At 32.4% G+C, this 19,182-nt stretch carries 17 protein-coding genes; 8 read left to right on the forward strand and 9 right to left on the reverse strand.

Annotated features, from left to right (window positions below):
• The 3 genes from dcd to IC221_RS22980 all read right to left on the reverse strand — a co-directional run bounded on the left by dcd (position 1) and on the right by IC221_RS22980 (position 2,649).
• The gene (gene dcd, locus IC221_RS22970; protein WP_044204883.1) at positions 1–537 is read right to left on the reverse strand and encodes a dCTP deaminase; all 537 of its coding nucleotides are present in this window, start codon (positions 535–537) and stop codon (positions 1–3) included.
• 126 nt (positions 538–663) lie between these two features.
• A complete protein-coding gene (locus IC221_RS22975; protein ID WP_223241464.1) occupies positions 664–1,848 on the reverse strand; it encodes a class I SAM-dependent rRNA methyltransferase in 1,185 nt (394 codons plus the stop codon).
• Between the two features lie 6 nt (positions 1,849–1,854).
• On the reverse strand, positions 1,855–2,649 hold the full coding sequence (locus IC221_RS22980) for a glycosyltransferase family 2 protein (protein WP_188171190.1): 795 nt from the start codon (positions 2,647–2,649) through the stop codon (positions 1,855–1,857).
• Between the two features lie 224 nt (positions 2,650–2,873).
• On the opposite strand from IC221_RS22980, the gene IC221_RS22985 reads away from it, so the two are divergent.
• Positions 2,874–4,790 (forward strand): arginine--tRNA ligase, encoded by a 1,917-nt coding sequence (locus IC221_RS22985; protein ID WP_188171191.1) that lies wholly within the window; start codon positions 2,874–2,876, stop codon positions 4,788–4,790.
• Positions 4,791–4,868: 78 nt separating this feature from the next.
• Here IC221_RS22985 and yciA read toward each other — a convergent pair whose 3' ends face one another.
• Positions 4,869–5,273 carry an acyl-CoA thioester hydrolase YciA gene (gene yciA, locus IC221_RS22990; protein ID WP_188171192.1) on the reverse strand — a complete coding sequence of 135 codons (405 nt, stop codon included), beginning with the start codon at positions 5,271–5,273 and terminating at the stop codon, positions 4,869–4,871.
• A gap of 373 nt (positions 5,274–5,646) precedes the next feature.
• On the opposite strand from yciA, the gene IC221_RS22995 reads away from it, so the two are divergent.
• The 3 genes from IC221_RS22995 (at position 5,647) to IC221_RS23005 (ending at position 8,969) form a co-directional block, all read left to right on the forward strand.
• Positions 5,647–5,985, forward strand: a complete 339-nt coding sequence (locus tag IC221_RS22995; RefSeq protein ID WP_188171193.1) for an RNA-binding protein — start codon at positions 5,647–5,649, stop codon at positions 5,983–5,985.
• Positions 5,986–6,131: 146 nt separating this feature from the next.
• Positions 6,132–7,895, forward strand: coding sequence for a mechanosensitive ion channel family protein (locus tag IC221_RS23000; RefSeq protein WP_188171194.1), 1,764 nt, complete (start codon positions 6,132–6,134; stop codon positions 7,893–7,895).
• A gap of 54 nt (positions 7,896–7,949) precedes the next feature.
• Positions 7,950–8,969: a hypothetical protein gene (locus IC221_RS23005; protein ID WP_188171195.1), complete on the forward strand. Its 1,020-nt coding sequence runs from the start codon at positions 7,950–7,952 to the stop codon at positions 8,967–8,969.
• A 44-nt stretch (positions 8,970–9,013) separates the two neighbouring features.
• Here IC221_RS23005 and IC221_RS23010 read toward each other — a convergent pair whose 3' ends face one another.
• Complete coding sequence (locus tag IC221_RS23010; protein WP_156152325.1) at positions 9,014–9,187, reverse strand: hypothetical protein; 174 nt, start codon at positions 9,185–9,187, stop codon at positions 9,014–9,016.
• 173 nt (positions 9,188–9,360) lie between these two features.
• On the opposite strand from IC221_RS23010, the gene hemB reads away from it, so the two are divergent.
• From hemB to IC221_RS23030, 4 genes are all read left to right on the forward strand, one after another.
• Positions 9,361–10,335, forward strand: a complete 975-nt coding sequence (hemB, locus tag IC221_RS23015; protein ID WP_188171196.1) for a porphobilinogen synthase — start codon at positions 9,361–9,363, stop codon at positions 10,333–10,335.
• A gap of 96 nt (positions 10,336–10,431) precedes the next feature.
• A complete protein-coding gene (locus tag IC221_RS23020) occupies positions 10,432–12,048 on the forward strand; it encodes a M61 family metallopeptidase (RefSeq protein ID WP_188171197.1) in 1,617 nt (538 codons plus the stop codon).
• A 117-nt stretch (positions 12,049–12,165) separates the two neighbouring features.
• On the forward strand, positions 12,166–13,482 hold the full coding sequence (locus tag IC221_RS23025; protein ID WP_188171198.1) for a lipopolysaccharide assembly protein LapB: 1,317 nt from the start codon (positions 12,166–12,168) through the stop codon (positions 13,480–13,482).
• A 715-nt stretch (positions 13,483–14,197) separates the two neighbouring features.
• Positions 14,198–14,509: a hypothetical protein gene (locus IC221_RS23030; RefSeq protein WP_188171199.1), complete on the forward strand. Its 312-nt coding sequence runs from the start codon at positions 14,198–14,200 to the stop codon at positions 14,507–14,509.
• A 200-nt stretch (positions 14,510–14,709) separates the two neighbouring features.
• Here the strand turns inward: IC221_RS23030 and IC221_RS23035 are convergent, their stop codons facing one another.
• The 4 genes from IC221_RS23035 to IC221_RS23050 form a co-directional block, all read right to left on the reverse strand.
• On the reverse strand, positions 14,710–15,834 hold the full coding sequence (locus IC221_RS23035) for an MraY family glycosyltransferase (RefSeq protein ID WP_188171200.1): 1,125 nt from the start codon (positions 15,832–15,834) through the stop codon (positions 14,710–14,712).
• 225 nt (positions 15,835–16,059) lie between these two features.
• Positions 16,060–17,004 (reverse strand): GDP-L-fucose synthase, encoded by a 945-nt coding sequence (locus tag IC221_RS23040; RefSeq protein ID WP_188171201.1) that lies wholly within the window; start codon positions 17,002–17,004, stop codon positions 16,060–16,062.
• Positions 17,005–17,090: 86 nt separating this feature from the next.
• Positions 17,091–18,203 (reverse strand): GDP-mannose 4,6-dehydratase, encoded by a 1,113-nt coding sequence (gmd, locus tag IC221_RS23045; protein ID WP_188171202.1) that lies wholly within the window; start codon positions 18,201–18,203, stop codon positions 17,091–17,093.
• 84 nt (positions 18,204–18,287) lie between these two features.
• A partial coding sequence (locus tag IC221_RS23050) for a sulfate adenylyltransferase subunit 1 (RefSeq protein ID WP_188171203.1) occupies positions 18,288–19,182 on the reverse strand: 895 nt, incomplete at its 5' end.

The following is a 19,182-nucleotide window of genomic DNA, read 5'->3' on the forward strand; positions in this document are numbered from 1 at the left end:
CTAAAATTTGTTTTTATACATCATTGATTCAACAGGTTTCATAGTTCTATCGATGTATTTTGCATCTTTCTTAATATGGTAATAATTTGTGATATCTCCTTCAACTTTAAAATAAAATAACTGCCCAATAGGCATATTTTTATAAAGTCTAACTGGTTGTGCTACACTGATCTCCAAAGTCCATGTATTACAAAACCCTACATCACCAGCTCTGGAGTTTGCATTGATACTGATTCCTAGTCTACCAACACTCGAAAGTCCTTCTAAAAAAGCAACATGTTCAAGTGTTTCGGTATATTCTTTCGTCACACCTAAATAAATTTTTCCAGGGTGTAGGATGATACCTTCATCTGGAATTTCAAACGTTTCGATTTCGTTATGGGCTTTAGCATCCAAAACCTCGTTTTTATAAACAGCAAGATGTCTACCCAAATGAACGTCATAGGAGTTTGTTCCTAAACATTCTTTGTTGAAAGGCTCAATCAAGATGGAACCTTTCTCTATTTCTTCTAATATTTTAGTGTCTGATAGTATCATTTATTTCCAATGATAGGACTGTTGTTTTAAATTGGAAAATCTGTAATTTTTTTCACAAATGAGATGCCATGACGTGTCGAATGACTATCCTATGGCATTTTATTTTATGTAAAGAAAAATTTAGACTTACTCTACATAAAGAACTAATCCTTTAAGATATTCATTTTCAGGGTAAAATATATTAATTGGGTGGCAGTTTGGTTGTGTAGTTTGATGTAAAATTCTTACGTTCCTATGTGCCTCAGCCGCAGCTTGGAATACAATTTTTCTAAACAGCTCTTTGTCAATCTTCTGAGAACATGAGAATGTGAAAATAATACCACCTGGCTTAATTTTTCTCAATGCTTTTAAGTTAAGCTGTTTGTAACCTCTTGCCGCAGCAGTTACGGCTTTGGCAGATTTAGCGAAAGCAGGAGGGTCAAGAATGACTACGTCATAATCATCTCTTTCCATTTTTGTTAGATGCTCAAATACATCGGCACAATAACCTTTATGCTCACTATTGTCGAATCCATTCAATAGAGCATTTTCATCACAAAGATCAATGGCGCTTTGAGAGGCATCTACGGAGTGTACTAAAGTAGCACCAGCTTTGAGGGCATACATACTAAATCCACCACTATAGCTGAAAGTATTTAATACTTTAGCCCCTTTAGAATACTTTCCAACTAACGCTCTAGCATCTCTTTGATCCAAAAAGAAGCCTGTTTTTTGTCCAGTTTCAACGTTCACCCAAAACTTAACACCGTTTTCTAAGACCTCTACTTTTGGAGATCCTTGTTGCTCTGTTAACCAACCTTTAGGTGTTTCTACATTTTCAAGACGCTTAGAAATTTCTTTACTCTTGTTGTAAATTCTTTCAAAGCCTAATTCTTGAAATGCTTTTACAATCATAGGAGCGATACGGTCCACACCTTTGATCAGGATTTGAAGTGAAATCAAGTCATTGTAGACATCTGCAATTAAACCAGGGAAAAAGTCACCTTCTCCATGTATTAAACGGTAACAATTGGTTTCATCAGAAATTACATGAGCTTTTCTTAGAGCATAAGCTTTTGCAATTTTATCCGACCAATATTCTTGAGTATTTGGATCAAGTTCTTTCCTTGTATACTCAAAAACTCTACAAACAATTTGGTTACCTGGTGCATAAAAACCATAACCTAAACGTTTGTCATTGCTATGAACAATTTCAACGATGTCTCCATCGTTTAAACCTTCTGGCATTTTTGCTACAGCTCCAGAGTAAACCCACGGGTGTCTGTTTTCTAAGGCTTTTAGCTTATTCTTTTTTATATGTATTTTTTCCAATTTCTTCTATTTAACGTCAGCTCCTTTCATTATATTTTTTAACTTCATCAACTTTTCAAAAGCGAAGTTAGGTATAGTTTTCCTCAACAAGTTGACGTATTTTTCATACTTGATCAACGAAGTATAATACTCATCTACTTCAGGTGTATCCATTTTTTCTTTGACGATTTTCCAAGTCTCCATCTTAGAATCAATAGACCCTAAGTCAGACAACCCGCCTGCAGCAAATTTTGCTACGAAGATATCAACATGTTGAAACGGAGCACCTTCGTACCATCTGTTAAAGATAAAATGAAAATCTGCTGAAATATTCCATTTTTCCCACTCAAAAGGGAACTGAATTAAAAGGTCTCTTTTTACAAACAAAGCTTGGTGACTGCAAACCATACCTTTCCAAAGTTGGTTGGGCCCCACTGCTTTTTTGATTTTGGTTAGGTGTTCGTACACTACTTCATGATTACCATACAATAGTTGTATAGCAGGTTGTAACTGAGCAAACATTTGTGAGATGGTAGAATCCTCGTAGAAAATGTCTCCTGCATTCATATAAATGACCCAATCTCCGGAAGCTAATTGAGCTCCTTTGTTCATTGCATCATATATGCCTTTATCTTTTTCAGATACAGCTACATGAATGCTCTCTTTGTATTTTTCAATGATTTCAGGAGTCTTGTCTTTGGACGCTCCATCAACAACTATATACTCTAAATTGGGATAATCTTGTTGAATAACACTTTGTATGGTGTCTTCAATTTCATTTTCACAATTATAAGAAATAGTGATCACGCTTATTTTAACCATAAATACAAAGATAATAATCAAAGAATATCTTTCTGAAAAATTGTATTATAAATTAAGTGTTGTTGGGTAATTGGAGTGCTTAATGTAGTATTTTGATTCAATAAGATGACTTCAAAAAACGAAAAAAATACAACTATTAAGGATGTATCTTTTGACTTTTATCACAAAGGAGTAATTTTGCAGATCAATTTGCTTTTGAAAGCAATAAAAATCTTAATTAGAAAATGGAGCAACAAATTATAAATGGTATTGCCGAAGCAGTAAAGGCAATTTATGATGTAGAATTACCTACTTCCAGAATTGTATTACAACCTACAAAAAAAGAGTTTGAAGGTTCTTTGACTTTCGTGACTTTTTCATTGACAAAGCAATTGGGTAAAAACCCAGTACAAATTGGTGAGGAAATCGGAAAGTACTTAAAAGAAAATACGGAGGCAGTTGCCGATTATAATATTGTAAAAGGATTCTTAAACTTAGTCATCAGTAAAGGAGTTTGGGTAAATACTTTAGCGGAAATTGCTGAGGATAAAAATTATGGCCACTTACCAAGTAATGGTGAGAAGGTGATGGTAGAGTATTCTTCTCCAAATACAAATAAACCGCTTCACTTAGGTCACTTGAGAAATAACTTCTTGGGTCACTCAGTATCTTTAATTTTAGATGCAGCGGGTTATGATGTACAGAAAGTAAACCTTGTCAATGATAGAGGTATTCATATTTGTAAATCAATGTTGGCTTACACTAAGTTTGGAAAAGGTGAGGAACCTAGTGAAACTTTGAAGGGTGATAAATTGGTGGGTAACTACTATGTAGCTTTTGATAAGGCTTACAAAGAAGAAATAGCTCAATTAATTGAAGAACAGAAATCGGACTACCCTTCATTAAAAGGAGTTGAGGACTTAAAAGCATTGAAGAAGTCAATTGAGGCTAAAGGTGCTTCTAAGAAAAATAAAATTCCTTTAACAGACGAAGAGAAAGTTCAGATTAAAGATATCAAAGCATTATTTGAGTATGCAGAAAAAAATGCACCTCTTTTATTAGAGGCTCAAGAAATGTTGAGAAAGTGGGAAGCAGGAGACGAAGATACCGTTGCCCTATGGAAAAAAATGAACGATTGGGTATACGCAGGTTTCGCTCAGTCTTATGAAATGATGGGCGTTGAATTCGATAATGTATATTACGAATCTCAAACTTACCTTTTAGGTAAAGACATCGTTCAGGAAGGTTTAGATAAAGGTGTTTTCTTTAAGAAAGAAAATGATTCTGTTTGGATCGATCTCAAGGCTGAAAAACTAGATGAGAAGTTAGTACTTAGAGGTGACGGTACTGCCGTTTATATGACTCAAGATATGGGTACTGCTGATTTGAAGTACAAAGATTTTGGAATGAATAAGTCTGTTTATGTTGTGGGTAACGAGCAAGATTACCACTTCAAAGTATTACAGGCTATCATGAAAAAAATGGGTCGTTCTTATGCTGATGGAATTTACCATTTATCATATGGTATGGTAGAATTGCCAGAAGGTAAAATGAAATCTCGTGAGGGAACTGTAGTTGATGCAGATGATTTAATCCAAGAAATGATTGACACTGCTCAAGAAAGAACAGAAGAATCTGGTAAAATCGATGGTTTTACTCCTGAGGAAGCTAAAGTATTATTCAAACAATTAGCTCTTGGAGCATTGAAATATTACTTACTGAAAGTTGATCCTAAGAAAACAATGCTTTTCAATCCTAAGGAGTCAATTGATTTTCAAGGTGATACAGGTGTTTATATTCAATACAATCATGCTAAAATTCAAGCTTTATTGAGAAGAGCGGATAAGGATGGTATTGATTATTCTGTTGCAGCGTATAAAGGATTGACAGAAATTTCAGAAGCAGAAGCTGATTTAGTGGCATTATTATCAAAACTAAACGATAAGATTGTTGAATCTGCAGATGCATATGCTCCTTCAATTATTGCAAACTACGCTTTTGATGTGGCAAAACAATACTCTAAAGTTTACTCTGAATCACCAATTTTCAATGAAGAAGATGATCAGAAAAAGGCATTTAGAATTGCATTGTCAAAACAATCTTCTGATGCGATCAGAATTGCATTGAGCTTGATTGGTGTTCAATCTCCATCAAGAATGTAATCTCGACTATAGATAATTTAAAAGGCTACTTTTTCACTGAGGAAGTAGCCTTTTATAGTTTAAGTAGGTCTAAGAAACTTACGCAACAGTTGTTGGAATAGGCTTAGGCTTCTTATCGTCATCAATAGAAACATAGACAAAAGTCCCTTCTGTTACAAGGTAGTTATGAAGGTCTGTATGTCCTTTTAATAATGGTTTAGCCCATACTTCTAAATGAATTTTTAAAGAAGTTCTACCTGTTTTTACTACTTCACCATATACACATACAGCGTCTCCAACACTAACAGGTTTGTGAAATGTCATTCCATCTACGGCTACAGTTACTGTTCTACCAAGTGCTGTTTCCTTCGCTAAAATTCCCCCCGCAATATCCATTTGGGACATAATCCAGCCACCAAAAATATCTCCATTTGCATTGGTGTCAGCAGGCATAGCTAGTGTACGAAGTAATAGATCTCCCTTGGGAGTATTATTGTCCAACATAATTAAAAAGTTTAGGTGTATATCTGCGAATATATGAATATTTATTTTCTATTATCTTGAGTTTAAAAAATAAGATTTTAGTGTATTCTTTACAGGTGAAATATTATTATTTTAATGTGTTGTTTTTTGTGTCATTGTAAGGTGTTGAAAATCTGAGAATTACGTTGAATTCATTCTAAATAATAAATTAATATAGATTTTTTAATATTTTAATGCATACTTCTAATATTTTTGGCTACCTTGCATATATATGAGTTGAGTTTCTTATTTATAACTATTTAAAATACGGTAGTTTCCAGTTTTGGATCGTTTTTCACATTTGATATTTCATCTCAATATTTGTTTTTTTTATTACCATTTTTATTTGTTGAAGATGAATATCTTTGTAGCAAAATTAAATTACAATACTCAAGAAGAATCATTAAGAGTATTATTTGAAAACTTTGGGGAAGTTTCCTCTGCTAAAGTAGTATACGATCGTGAAACAGAGCGTTCTAAAGGATTTGGTTTCGTAGAGATGCCAAATGACGAAGAAGCAACAGCTGCTATCGAAAATTTGAATGAGTCAGAATTAGATGGCCGTACTATTGTAGTAAAACAAGCTCGTCCACGTGAAAACAACGGTGGAAACCGTGGTGGTGGATACGGAGGCGGTAACCGCGGTGGTGGTTACGGCGGAGGCGGTTACAATAGAGGTGGTGGAAGATACTAATTCCACAACATCTAAGTAATTATATCCAAAGGTCTAACAATTAAGGTTGTTAGACCTTTTTCTTTTGCCCAAAGAATTTACTATCTTATTATTTACCCTTAATTATTTAGTGATTAAGTACACGAATACCCAAAAACAGTCAAGAAATGAAATTTAAAAAGATCATTCTATTCGTCTTATCTTTTTTTACTCTAGCCCTAATATCCAATGCACAAAATACTACTATAGCAAAAGAGCAGTTACAAATGTATAAGGAAATTCAGAGCCTTATCGTAGCAGACTCCATTTACAGAGATTTTCTAAGACGTCAATTATCAAAGTTAGATTCACTTTCGAATAAAGGAGTCAAAAAGAAAGCAAAATTTCTAGTCAAAGGAAAGCCTGTAATTCCATTTGAAGATACCTTATTTTTTGTTCATAGAAGAAATAATATATCGGCACTTCAAAGAGCAACAACACTTTCTGATTCCATTGTGGAGATTGCCGAAAACACACTTTATTTAATTGATTCAGTTGAGTTGCAAATTTTCGATACAAATTATCAATTGGTTTATCAAGAGATTGTACTTCATACTATAGATTCTATTGATGCTTCTTTAAGTTCAATGTCTACAATTGAGTTAGCAAAATTTCGACAAGAAAAAATCAATCATGCATTAAGGGATAAGATAAATTATCAAGGGCAAGTATCAGGTATTATCGCTTTGATTGGATTAGTGATTTTAATGATTCTGATTGTAGTCATTAATAGAGTATATAAAGTGACTATGATTAAGGTAATCAGAGATGAAAAAGGTTGGTTTAGAAGCAAAACAGTCAAGAATGTAAGGATCTTAACGGAAGAAAACCAAATTCTGATTGCAAGATATATTTTAGCTGGAATCCGAATAGCTTTCATTGTAATTTTAGTGTCTTTATACCTTCCTATTGTTGGTCGTTTTTCACCTCCTTTACGTGATTTTTCAGATGAGGTTTTTGGCTATATCATAGATCCATTTGTTGAGATTATTTATGCTATAATTGCCTATACACCAAGCCTTTTAAAAATCATTGTTATTATTCTAGTTTTTCATTTTACGATCAGAATAATTAAAACATTTGCTAAAGCGATTGCAGAGGGACGATTAAAGATACATGGTTTTTATCCAGATTGGGTACCACCTACTTTGAAAATCATCAAGTTCGTTCTTTATACTTTTATGGTCATTATGATCTTTCCACTATTACCGGGTGCCGAATCTCAAGAGTTTAGAGGTATTTCTGTATTTGTAGGTGTTTTGCTCTCCATAGGCTCGACCTCAGTGATTACAAATGCTATAAGTGGAATTGTGATTACCTATATGCGAAGATTTAAGATTGGTGATTGGATTAAAATTAACGATGTAATGGGAGAGGTGGTAGAGCGTTCATTGTTTGTGACTCGTTTGAAATCTTCCAAAAATGAAATAATAACCATCCCTAATAGTAAGATATCAGAATCGAATACCATTAATTATTCTCAACCCATTAATCGATACAAATTAATAATTCATACTACTGTTACAATTGGTTATGATGTGCCATGGAGAAAAGTTCATGCTATGCTGAAAGAAGCAGCAGAAATGACTGAGGGATTGATCGCAGGTGAGATTCCTTATGTGTTACAAACCTCTTTAGATGATTATTATGTGAGCTATCAGCTTAATGCACATACTAGGCAACCTCAGAAAATTCCAAGAATATATTCGAAATTACATCAAAACATACAAGATATTTTTGCTAGAGAAAAAGTGGAAATAATGTCTCCACATTATAGAGCAAATCGGGAGGATAATGAAATCACTATACCTGACTATAAATTAATGAAAGATGAAGAGGTCCCTGAAACAAAAAATACTGAAAAAGACTCAGACAAGGACACTGATAAATAGAGAAGATTTGACATCATAATTGATGGTTTCAAAAACTTTTGTCATTTTCGCCTTATGAGTTTATGGCCTAAATTTTTCAAACTTCTTTATAAAGTGTTTTTTGTGGGTAGTGCCGTATTACACCAGAAATATTTTATAAAGAGACATTTAATCCCTCAATTAAAACCCTTTTTTGAGAATTCAGATCACACATTGACAGTAGTTGATTATAATAAAATAACGAGATACTACGGATTGATAGTACCTGCTATTTTAGGAGAATTAATATGCTTTCTGAGAGAAGAGAAAATGACTTTTGAAGAACGAAAATACAGTACTTATCAGTGTAGTTTGACAGGCTTGGTAGATGATTTTTTTGATGTTCAAGAATATACTTTAGATGAAGTTAGAAAAATGGTGTCTTTTGAAAAACCTCCCAATAATTCTTCTGAAAAGTTATCAGAATTTTTACACCGTGAAAGTTTCAAATTTTATAGTAATAGAAATGGGTTTCTTAAAAGTCTTGATGATGTATTGCTTGTTCAAGAAGACAGTAGGCAACAATTTCAGCAAGGATTGTTGAGTAGGGAACAATTACTGGACTTAACCATACGAAAAGGGGGAGATTCATTTCTGTATTTTATTCGACTTTACCTAAAAAAAATAACTCCTCAGGATGATGAATTCTTTTATTTACTAGGCGGAATAACCCAGTTTAGTAATGATATTTTTGACCTTTATGAAGACTTACAAGAAAATGTAGATACACTACTGACAACTTCAGCTTCCATCAAGGAAGTAAAAGATTTATATTATAGTTTAATTAGGCAACTTTTTGAGAAGTCAACTCAAACGTCGTTTCATAAAATAGAAACTTTCTTAGAGTTTTATAGTATAGGTGTTTTCAATAGATGTATTATTTGTTTGGATCAATATGAATCTTTACAAAGAGCGTCATCATCGGGTATATTCCAACCTGGTTTGTACAGCAGAGATGAATTGATATGCGATATGGAAAAGCCCTCTAATCTATTGAGATCGTTGATAATGGACATAAAAAAAGAGATCAATTATGCATCAATCTCTTCAAAGTAATTATATTTTCTGGATCAAGGTTAAATCTGTTTTTTAAGCAGTACTTAACTATTCTTAATCATAGGAATGGACAAAACAGTTACAGCTGAAACCATAACAGCAACAAGTGATGCCATAATAACACCAAGTTCAGTATTAGCATTAATGGCTGTTTGAATTACTCCAATATCTAAAATTAGAAAAACAGTAGGTACGATAAATAGCAAAAACTTTTTCATGATGATTGTTGTTTTAAGTGTGTGTTATTTAGTGTATTATGTAATTAAATACGTATTTGAAAGGCAGTTAGATAATGACATTAACATTTGATACAAATCTTTCACTTATTAAAAAAATAATCACTTGATTCTTGAATTTCCATATAATAAATTGTGAAAAATTTGAATAATCGATGTTAACAAGAAGACCACGCCGTAATAGAAAGTCAGCAGGAATTCGTCAAATGGTTCAAGAAACTTTATTGACAGTAGATGACTTCATTTTCCCTTTGTTTATGATTGAAGGAGAAAATAAAAAAGAAGAGATACCATCAATGCCTGGTATTTATAGATATACATTAGATCATTTAATGGTCGAAATAGGGGAGTGTTTAGATTTAGGTATCAAATCTTTCTGCCTTTTCCCTTCATTAGGAGAGGATAAGAAAGATAGTATGGCAACTGAAGGAAGCAATCCAGAAGGTTTGTATCAAGTTGCTTTATCTACAATCAAAGAAAAATATCCTGACGCTGTCTTAATGACAGATGTAGCAATGGACCCTTATAGTTCTGATGGTCATGATGGAATTGTTAGAGATGGCGAAATCATTAATGATGAAACTTTAGAGGTTTTAGGTAAAATGGCGTTGGCACAAGCAAAAGCAGGTGCAGATATCATTGGTCCTTCAGATATGATGGACGGTAGAATAGGATATATTCGTGAAGTATTAGATGATAATGGATATACGAATGTTTCTATCATGTCTTATTCTGCAAAATACGCTTCTGCTTTTTATGGCCCATTCCGAGATGCGTTAGATTCAGCACCTAAATTTGGTGATAAAAAGACTTACCAAATGGATCCAGCCAACGTAAAAGAAGCTCTAATTGAAGCAGAGTTGGATTATGTAGAAGGAGCTGATTTCTTAATGGTAAAGCCAGCTTTAGCTTACCTTGATGTTATTAAAACATTGTCAGATAATTTTGATGTTCCAATTACAGCCTACAACGTTTCAGGAGAGTATGCAATGCTTAAAGCTGCAGCTCAAAATGGCTGGTTAGAAAATGATAAAACAATGATGGAGATGCTATTGAGTATCAAAAGAGCAGGTGCAAGTGCTATTTTAACTTACTTTGCGAAAGAAGCTGCTGTACTTTTGAGTAAATAGTCTTTCTTTAAGTTATTTTTAAAGCTTTCTATTAGACAATGTAAAATTGCTGGTAGAAAGCTTTTTTATTTATCAAGGTTCAAAAAATACTATTAGATGCATTATTCGATAAAAATTAACGAGTCACACCAATATTTTCTTTCCATACAATTAACTTTTAAAGCAGATGATGACCAAATGATCATTAAGTTACCTTTGTGGCGTCCCGGTAGGTATCAAGTTCAGAATTTTGCTAAGAATATTAGAGGATTAGATACTTCGAAGGGAAAAATACAAGTAAAGGGTAGAAATGAATGGCTACTTTCAGATATAAAGAAAGGAGAGCAGGTCACGGTATCTTATGATTATTATGCTAGACATCAAGATGCAGGAGGTACATGGGTAAGCGAACAATTTTGTCTGATCAATTTTATTGGATGTGCATTAGTTCCTACATCGCAGTTAAAGGATAAAATTGAAGTTGAACTCCTTTTTGATAAGGCTTTTAAAACAGCAACATCTGCTAAAGTAGAAAATGGAACCTTTATTTTTGAAGATTTTGAAGAGTTAACAGAAACACCGATCCTTTTAGGTAAACAACTTCATCATGGAAGTTTTATTGAAAACGAAGTTACTCATCACATTTGGTTACAAGGGGGGATAACCCCTGATTGGGAAAAGATAATCAAAGATTTTAAGGCATTCACTAAAGTACAATTAGAGATCTTCAAATCTTTTCCTCATAAAGAATTTCACTATCTCTGCATACTTCCAATTTTTAAACATTATCACGGCGTTGAACACCATAAAAATACAGTTATCACATTAGGGCCATCAAGTGATTTTCACCAGGATGATTTTTATAATAATCTTTTAGGTGTGAGTTCGCATGAACTATTTCATGTATGGAACATCAAGCAAATAAGGCCCAAAGAGTTATTACCCTATGACTTATTTAAAGAAAGCTATTTTGATACGGGTTATGTGGCTGAAGGGGTGACGACTTATTATGGAGATGCATGTTTGTATAGAGCGGGTGTGTTCAGCGAAACTCAATATAAAAAAGAATTGAATACATTATTAGACAGACATTTTGAGAATCAAGGAAGGTTTGTAAAATCAGTGACCGATTCCTCATTGGAATTATGGGTTGATGGGTATGAAAAAGGAATTCCTTCAAGAAAAACATCTATTTATGTAAAAGGTGCGTTAGTAGCGTTAATGCTGGATAGTGAAATTCAAAGAATAACAAATAATAGAAAAAGTTTAGATGACGTAATGTTTTTATTCAACCAGCAATATGGTGGACAAAAGAAAGGTTATACTTCAAAAGATTTTCAGGAGATAGTTCAGCAAGTTTGTGGTGAGGATATGGAACGTTTTTTCTCTGATTATGTTTATGGAATTAAATCACTTGAACTTCAGTTGAAAAAAAGCTTAGAGTTTTTAGGATGGGAAGTTGAACAGACAAATGCTCAAAGTAAATGGATGAGTGATTTTGGAATTAAATTATCTCCTAATGGAGAAGTTGTAGATATAGCTTATAATAACAATGAAGACATTCAAGTAGGAGATGTCTTTAAATATTGTGAGCAACAAAAAGTGACATCTTGGGAAAATGTCTTAATGAATAAAGAAAAAATAGATATTTCTATAGAAAGAGATGGACAAATACTTGCAAAACAGTTGGTTGCAAAGAAAAAAATGTATTATTCGAAGTTAAGTATAATTTAATATACTTATCTTTGAAGGATAATGTTAAAGCACGATTTTGGAATTTTAAATAAATACATAGCTGTTGCTTCTCTATTTAAATTTTTATGTAAAAACTCAATTTCATTTCACACTGACATGAAAAATTTACTCTTAATTTTTTTATTTCTTACTTCAACCGCTGTTTTCTCTCAAGAAAAAAATCCTATAGAACTATTCTTTAAAAACGCTGAAAAATTCAGAGTAGCTAAAGATTACCATAGGGCTATTGTGGAGTATGAACAAGCTATATCTTTATCAGATACCGTAGCGAAAGTACACTATTGGAAAGGCGTATGTAATTTGATGATTAAAGATACCACAAGGGCACTTCAAGATTGGCAAAAGGTAATTGCATTGGATAATAATTATCTGCCAGTCTACCCAGCTCTTTCAAAGGTGTATCAAAATCAGAAAAAATATTTTCAATATAAAAAGTATGTCGATGTCTGGTTGTCAGTAGAGAAAGATCCAATTAAAAGAATAAACCTTTGTGTTGAGACCGCAAACTTCTTTTTCTACCAAGACCGTTTTCAAGATGCTAGAATCTATTCTCAAAATGCACTTGGTATTGCACCTGATCATGTAGAGTCACTTTATCTAGATGCTCAAATCACAAATAACCTTGGGAAATACAGTGAATCTATAATAACGATTGATAAGATTTTAAGTCAATTTGCTGCTAATGCTCCAATTAATCAAACGGCAAAATACTATTATGAAAAAGGCATGGCTTATTACTTACAAGAAGACTATAAGAATGCAATGCCAATTTTAAGTAAGGCAGATGTAGGACCTTATAAACCGTTTATAACAAAGCTAAAACCAGATTATTTCTTTGCAGTAGCTTCCGCTTTAGAAGATATTTATAATTTTGATCAAGCTAAAACGATGTTAGAAAAGGCGATGAAAGTTGATCCTACTTATATTAAAGCGAATATATTGTTGGCAGACATTATTGTAAAAGAAGAGCATCACCATAAAGGAATCCATTTATTTGAGCTTGGTCTAAAGGATTATAAAGGGTTTGATAAACTTTATTTAAAAGCTTATGATCAATTTATTGATATACTTATTTGTGCTAAGAAATATGAGAAGGCTTTAAAGTACGCAGATGAGTGTTTGGCAAACTTTCAAGGTGCTAGGAATATTTTGTACTATAAACTTGTTGCCCAATATAAATTGGGTAAAAGAGAAGAGGCTATTAATACAGGAGTTAATTTATTGAGTAATTCAAACGTATCACCTCAAGAGTTTGTGAAATATAGCCTATTGATGGGATATGTATATAACAATCAGGATTTACAGAAGTGTATTCAATCTTTTCAAGATGCACGTAAAGGGCCTTATTTCCCTGCTGCTACTTATTCGATAGAATTTTTCAGTACTGAAAAAAATGATGGTGCTCAAATGTAGAAAGCACTTTAAAATATAAAACATTAATGCCTTGTACATTACAGTTCCATTAAGTACTGTAATGTACAAGGCATTTTTATTATTAATGATTATTAAAATAAAAAACAGCTCTTTAAAATTAATTCCTTGTTAAAATTTAAGATTTGTGTCAACTTGTCTGATAAAATGATGATATATTTGTACATTAGAATTGATCTAAACTACAATGTGTGTACTATTTATTCATCGTTTCATTTCATGAAAATTATTTATCATCAAAATATCTCTTTCAATAACATTTTTTTTAGACACATCTTAAGTTCCTGATGTGTTATTACAGCTAAGCGGTTGAACTAATAAAATCGGAAGTTTTGGATTTTCTTTTTCAGTCTACTCTTCGTTAGAATATCATAATGTAGCTACAGCTATGCTCTTTTATTCTGCCTTGATTAGGTAACTCATCCCAATTTCGAATGTGCAACAGCTTAATTAAACTCTTAATGTAATCTGATTTTTATAATACATAATCGAAAATAACAACCTGTAATAATTTGTTACAACTCATATTTTCATTTTCTTCGATTATTTGGCTAATTAGAAATTATAAAGATTCTTATTAAGAATACTAATTAACAGTAGAAAAAATATAACCTGTTATTTATTTTTTTTGATGTCTAGTTGTGTAAAGACATTATCTAACAACAAACAATTATTTAAAATACAAGATTATTTTACAATGCCTAAATTTAATTTACTGAGGAAAGTTGACAGAAATATATCAAACGACAATACAATTGATAAAATGAAGGAATTTGAATCACTTTCTCATTCTATTAATTCCTTAATGAGAAAAAAGAAAAATATTGAGAATTTCTTAGAAGATCCAGAGTCATTTAATAGCGTCTCACTTCATATACTAGGTGATCATAAATTAGGGTTCCAAGAAGAGCTAAACTCAAATGATATTATTGGTGTATTGTCGAATAAGTTAGAAAGTATTGAGGAAGAATTATCATTTGAGAAAAATAAGCTTAAGAATTTATTATAGTTCAATTGGTTTATTTTTTAGAGGTTTTAAAAGTTCATTTTCGATTAATATTGGAATAGTAGTGTTTTATCGATTTTATGGAGTAGGGGGTATCATAAAAAAATCACTCACTAAATAAGATTTATATTCTTAATTTTAGTGAGTGTCATAATGTTTTAGAAAAATATTTAAGATGTGTTGTTTATATATCGATATGGAATTTATCCTGTTTTTTCAATCTTAAAAATCTTATGTTTTAATGTTTTCTCTTTTGCTGTGAAAGGAGCTTTTTGATAATGCTCTTTATAATAACTTACTCTCAATTTTAGGAACAAAGGGATAAAATATAGAGAAGATAAAATCATTACTAATAACATTACATCATTTACGAAAGAACTTACACCTAATACTAAGATTGTGAAAACTCCAGAAAAAACTAAAATTAAAGAGCTAGCAGAAGCATGAGTAAGGCCAGTTCTGATTAGAATGTGATGAATATGTTTTTTGTCAGGTGAAAAAGGAGATCTCCCTGATAAGATTCTAATTGTAAATACTCTTAAAGTATCAATAAACGGGTAAATGAAAAGAGCTATTGCAAGGCTAATTGGAGCATTTATCTTATATGGATTTGTCAAATCAAGAGCAAAATCAATATTTACAAAAATGATTAGGGATATAGATAAAAAGAAACCTAAAAATAAAGATCCCGCATCCCCCATAAATATTTGAGCTTTACCCCAATTATAATACAAAAAGCCTAAACAAGCACCAGTCATCGAGAACATAGCTAATGAAATAGTAATTTCGTCCACTAAATAGAACCAAATTCCTAAGCTAAATGTTATGAAAGAGGCTATACTACCTGATAAACCATTGATACCATCAATTAAATTAAAGGCATTAGTAAGGCTAATAATGACAAATATTGATAACCCGTATGAAATTAAAAGTGGTAGCTCAGTGTCTGGGTAAAGGGTGTAAAGTGAGCTAATGCGAACATCTCCAAGTACTACTACAATAAATGTAGCAAGGAATTGTATGATTAGTTTATTCCTTGGGCTCAAAGGAAGCATATCATCTCTTGTACCCATAAAAAGCATGAGTATTAAACCAAAGAAAAGGAAGTTTAGGTTTAGAGAAGAAGTGTCTTCTCCCCAAAGACAAAATGATAACACGAAACCAAGGAAGATTCCTACTCCTCCCATCGCAGGTATAAGTCCTGTGTGAATTTTCCTACCGCCAGGTGAATCTAAAAGACGGCTTTTGATAATTACTTTTCGGACTTCGGGTACAGCGATTAAAGATATAGTAAGAGACGTTAATAAGGATAAAAGTAATATGAGCATAATTTATTTATTTAGTATATCATCTTTTCAGCAAGCATTAAGCCAAAAGAGTGAATAGAAGAATTTGAAAGTACTAATTCATGAAAATATAACTTAAACTTAAAATATTAGTCTTATAGTTCATATTATACTAGAAATAATACAATCACATCTGCCTATTTATTTTTTGCAAAATAGGTTGATGTGATTGCATTTAATCCTTACACAAAAGTAATTAAATTAAATCTAACGTTCTGCTAGAACAGAATAATTTTTTAAGAAATCTTTATAAGTTAATTCAATTCCTTGTTTTAAATCAATTTTATGTTTCCAACCTGAGTTGTTGAGAAGAGAAACATCCATTAATTTCCTTGGAGTACCATCTGGTTTTGAACTATCCCATACTAGCTCGCCTTCAAAACCAACGACTTCTTTAATCGTTTCTGCTAATTCTTTTATACTCAAGTCAACACCTGTTCCTACATTGACAAATTGTTTCTCATCATAGTTTTGCATTAGATAAAAGCATGCTTCTGCTAAATCATCAACAAACATGAATTCTCTAAGAGGAGAACCAGTACCCCATACTTCTACTGTAGGATCATTATTAACTTTTGCTTCATGGAATTTTCTTAATAAAGCAGGGAGTACGTGTGAGTTCTTAGGGTGATAATTATCATTGTAGCCATACAAATTCGTGGGCATTGCAGAAATGAAATTACAACCATATTGATCTCTATATGCTTCACACATTTTAATACCGGATATCTTTGCTATTGCATATGGTTCATTTGTTTGCTCTAAGGTATCTGTCAAAAGATATTCTTCTTTTAATGGCTGAGGAGCTAATTTTGGATAAATACAAGATGAACCTAAGAACATTAACTTCTTAACTCCTTGAACATAACTTTGATGAATCACATTATTTTGAATCATCAAATTTTCATATAAGAATTGACCTCTGTAAATATTATTAGCAAGGATACCCCCAACTTTTGCAGCCGCTAAAAAAACATATTCAGGTTTTTCTTCTTCGAAAAAGGTTTTGACAGCTAATTGATCGGTTAAGTTTAATTCAGAAGATGTCTTAGTGATAATATTTGAAAAACCCTCTTCTTCTAGTTTTCTAACTATCGCTGAACCGACCATACCTCTATGACCAGCGACATATATTTTTGATGTTTTTTCCATTATGTTTACGTTTTTTAAACGCACTAAATCATCAAAAGCCTATGAAATAATTCATAGGCTTTTGATGATTTGTAAAATATAAAATTCTATTCGTATTGATTTAAAATATCATGACCACCTTCTAATAGGTATTTCTCTTTCTTAAATAGTTTTAAGTCAGATTGCATCATATCTTTCACTAAACCATCTAAATCATATTCTAATTCCCAACCTAATTTCTCCTTAGATTTAGTAGGATCACCAATTAATAGATCTACTTCAGTAGGACGGAAGTATTGAGGGTCAACCTTTAATACAACTTGTCCAACTTCAACTTTATATTCAGGATTACTACAAGACTTGATTTTTGCAATTTCATCAACACCTTCTCCCTCGAATTCAAGTTCAATCCCTACTTCAGCAAAAGACATCTTCACAAAATCACGTATGGTTGTAGTAACACCAGTAGCAATTACAAAGTCTTCAGCAGTATCTTGTTGAAGGATTAACCACATTGCTTTAACATAATCTTTTGCATGTCCCCAGTCACGCTTAGAATTGAGGTTACCAAGATATAATGTATCCTGTAATCCTAATGCAATCTTTGATACAGCTCTTGTAATTTTACGAGTTACAAAAGTTTCACCACGAATCGGTGATTCGTGATTAAATAAAATACCATTACATGCATACATATTATAAGCTTCACGGTAATTGACAGTGATCCAATAACCATAAAGTTTTGCAACAGCATAAGGAGAACGTGGGTAGAAAGGAGTTGTTTCTTTTTGAGGAACCTCTTGTACTAAGCCATATAGCTCTGAAGTGGATGCTTGATAGATTCTTGTTTTTTCAGTTAAACCTAATAATCTAACAGCTTCAAGAATTCTTAGCGTACCCAATGCGTCAACATTACCTACATATTCAGGAGTATCAAAACTTACTCTTACATGAGACATTGCACCAAGATTGTAAATCTCATCTGGTTGAACCTCTTGAATGATTCTAGTAAGGTTCATAGAATCTGTGAGGTCTCCATAATGAAGTTTTAATCTTACATTTGTTTCATGTGGGTCTTGGTACAAGTGATCAATTCGATCTGTATTGAAAAGTGAAGAACGACGTTTTATACCATGAACTTCATAACCTTTTTCAAGTAATAGTTCGGTTAAGTATGCTCCATCTTGTCCAGTGATGCCAGTTATTAAAGCCTTTTTCATTTTTTTTTATTTCTTGACTTATTACAAAGGTTCAAATATAATTAACTTTGTAATATTATTTTTGTAATTAAGTAGTATTCTTTTCTAAAATACCATCCCTGCCGCTACCGTTTCATTTGATTCTTCATCAATCAGAATCAAACTTCCTGTAGCCCTATTCTTAGTATAAGCATCAATCATCACTTTATCAGAAGTTTTGATCGTCACTTTACCAATTTCATTCATCTTAAGATCTTCTACATCATTTACACTTTCCATTGTATTGATATCTAATTTATCATCAATGGAAGCAACCTCTGCAGTTACTTCATTTGAAGTATGTCTTAAAATGTATTTATTATTAGGAACTAATGCGTTTTTGTTCATCCAGCATAAAGTAGCTGTAAACTCAGTAGCACTCTTTGGTTGAGCATCTGTCTTTGCTAAAAGCTCTCCCCTTGATAAATCAAGATCATCATTTAACGTCACTACAACTGACATTGGAGGGAAAGCTTCTTCAATCTTACCGTCCATAGTTTCAATTGTTTTGATTGTAGTTGTATCACCTGAAGGCAAAGCAACTACTTCATCACCCACTTTAATGATACCGCCATCTACTCTACCACCAAAACCTTTGAAGTCTTCCGTTTCAATTACTCTTTGAATTGGGAAACGTCCGTTTTCTAAATCGTGGTCATTGCTGATCTCTACAGTTTCTAGGTTGCTCAATAAAGCACCACCTGTATACCAAGGTGTTCTTTCAGAATCATCCACTACGTTATCCCCTTTCAAAGCTGAAATTGGAATAAAACGGATATCTTCAATACCAATTTTTGAAGACATTTCTAAGAAATCCTTCTTGATCTTATTGAATTGCTCTTCTGAGTAATCCACCAAGTCCATCTTGTTTACTGCAACAATGATATGCTTGATCTTCAATAAAGAAGCAATATATGTGTGACGTCTTGTTTGCTCAATCACACCATTACGAGCATCTACC

Origin of the sequence: Flammeovirga sp. EKP202 (assembly GCF_014534745.1) — a bacterium.
Lineage (GTDB): Bacteria > Bacteroidota > Bacteroidia > Cytophagales > Flammeovirgaceae > Flammeovirga.

Coding starts and splice junctions, on each gene's coding strand:
- dcd (WP_044204883.1), bottom strand. CDS start 537: ATGATACTATCAGACACTAAAATATTAGAAGAAATAGAGAAAGGTTCC.
- IC221_RS22980 (WP_188171190.1), bottom strand. CDS start 2,649: ATGGTTAAAATAAGCGTGATCACTATTTCTTATAATTGTGAAAATGAA.
- IC221_RS22985 (WP_188171191.1), top strand. CDS start 2,874: ATGGAGCAACAAATTATAAATGGTATTGCCGAAGCAGTAAAGGCAATT.
- yciA (WP_188171192.1), bottom strand. CDS start 5,273: ATGTTGGACAATAATACTCCCAAGGGAGATCTATTACTTCGTACACTA.
- IC221_RS22995 (WP_188171193.1), top strand. CDS start 5,647: ATGAATATCTTTGTAGCAAAATTAAATTACAATACTCAAGAAGAATCA.
- IC221_RS23000 (WP_188171194.1), top strand. CDS start 6,132: ATGAAATTTAAAAAGATCATTCTATTCGTCTTATCTTTTTTTACTCTA.
- IC221_RS23005 (WP_188171195.1), top strand. CDS start 7,950: ATGAGTTTATGGCCTAAATTTTTCAAACTTCTTTATAAAGTGTTTTTT.
- IC221_RS23010 (WP_156152325.1), bottom strand. CDS start 9,187: ATGAAAAAGTTTTTGCTATTTATCGTACCTACTGTTTTTCTAATTTTA.
- hemB (WP_188171196.1), top strand. CDS start 9,361: ATGTTAACAAGAAGACCACGCCGTAATAGAAAGTCAGCAGGAATTCGT.
- IC221_RS23020 (WP_188171197.1), top strand. CDS start 10,432: ATGCATTATTCGATAAAAATTAACGAGTCACACCAATATTTTCTTTCC.
- IC221_RS23025 (WP_188171198.1), top strand. CDS start 12,166: ATGAAAAATTTACTCTTAATTTTTTTATTTCTTACTTCAACCGCTGTT.
- IC221_RS23030 (WP_188171199.1), top strand. CDS start 14,198: ATGCCTAAATTTAATTTACTGAGGAAAGTTGACAGAAATATATCAAAC.
- IC221_RS23035 (WP_188171200.1), bottom strand. CDS start 15,834: ATGCTCATATTACTTTTATCCTTATTAACGTCTCTTACTATATCTTTA.
- IC221_RS23040 (WP_188171201.1), bottom strand. CDS start 17,004: ATGGAAAAAACATCAAAAATATATGTCGCTGGTCATAGAGGTATGGTC.
- gmd (WP_188171202.1), bottom strand. CDS start 18,203: ATGAAAAAGGCTTTAATAACTGGCATCACTGGACAAGATGGAGCATAC.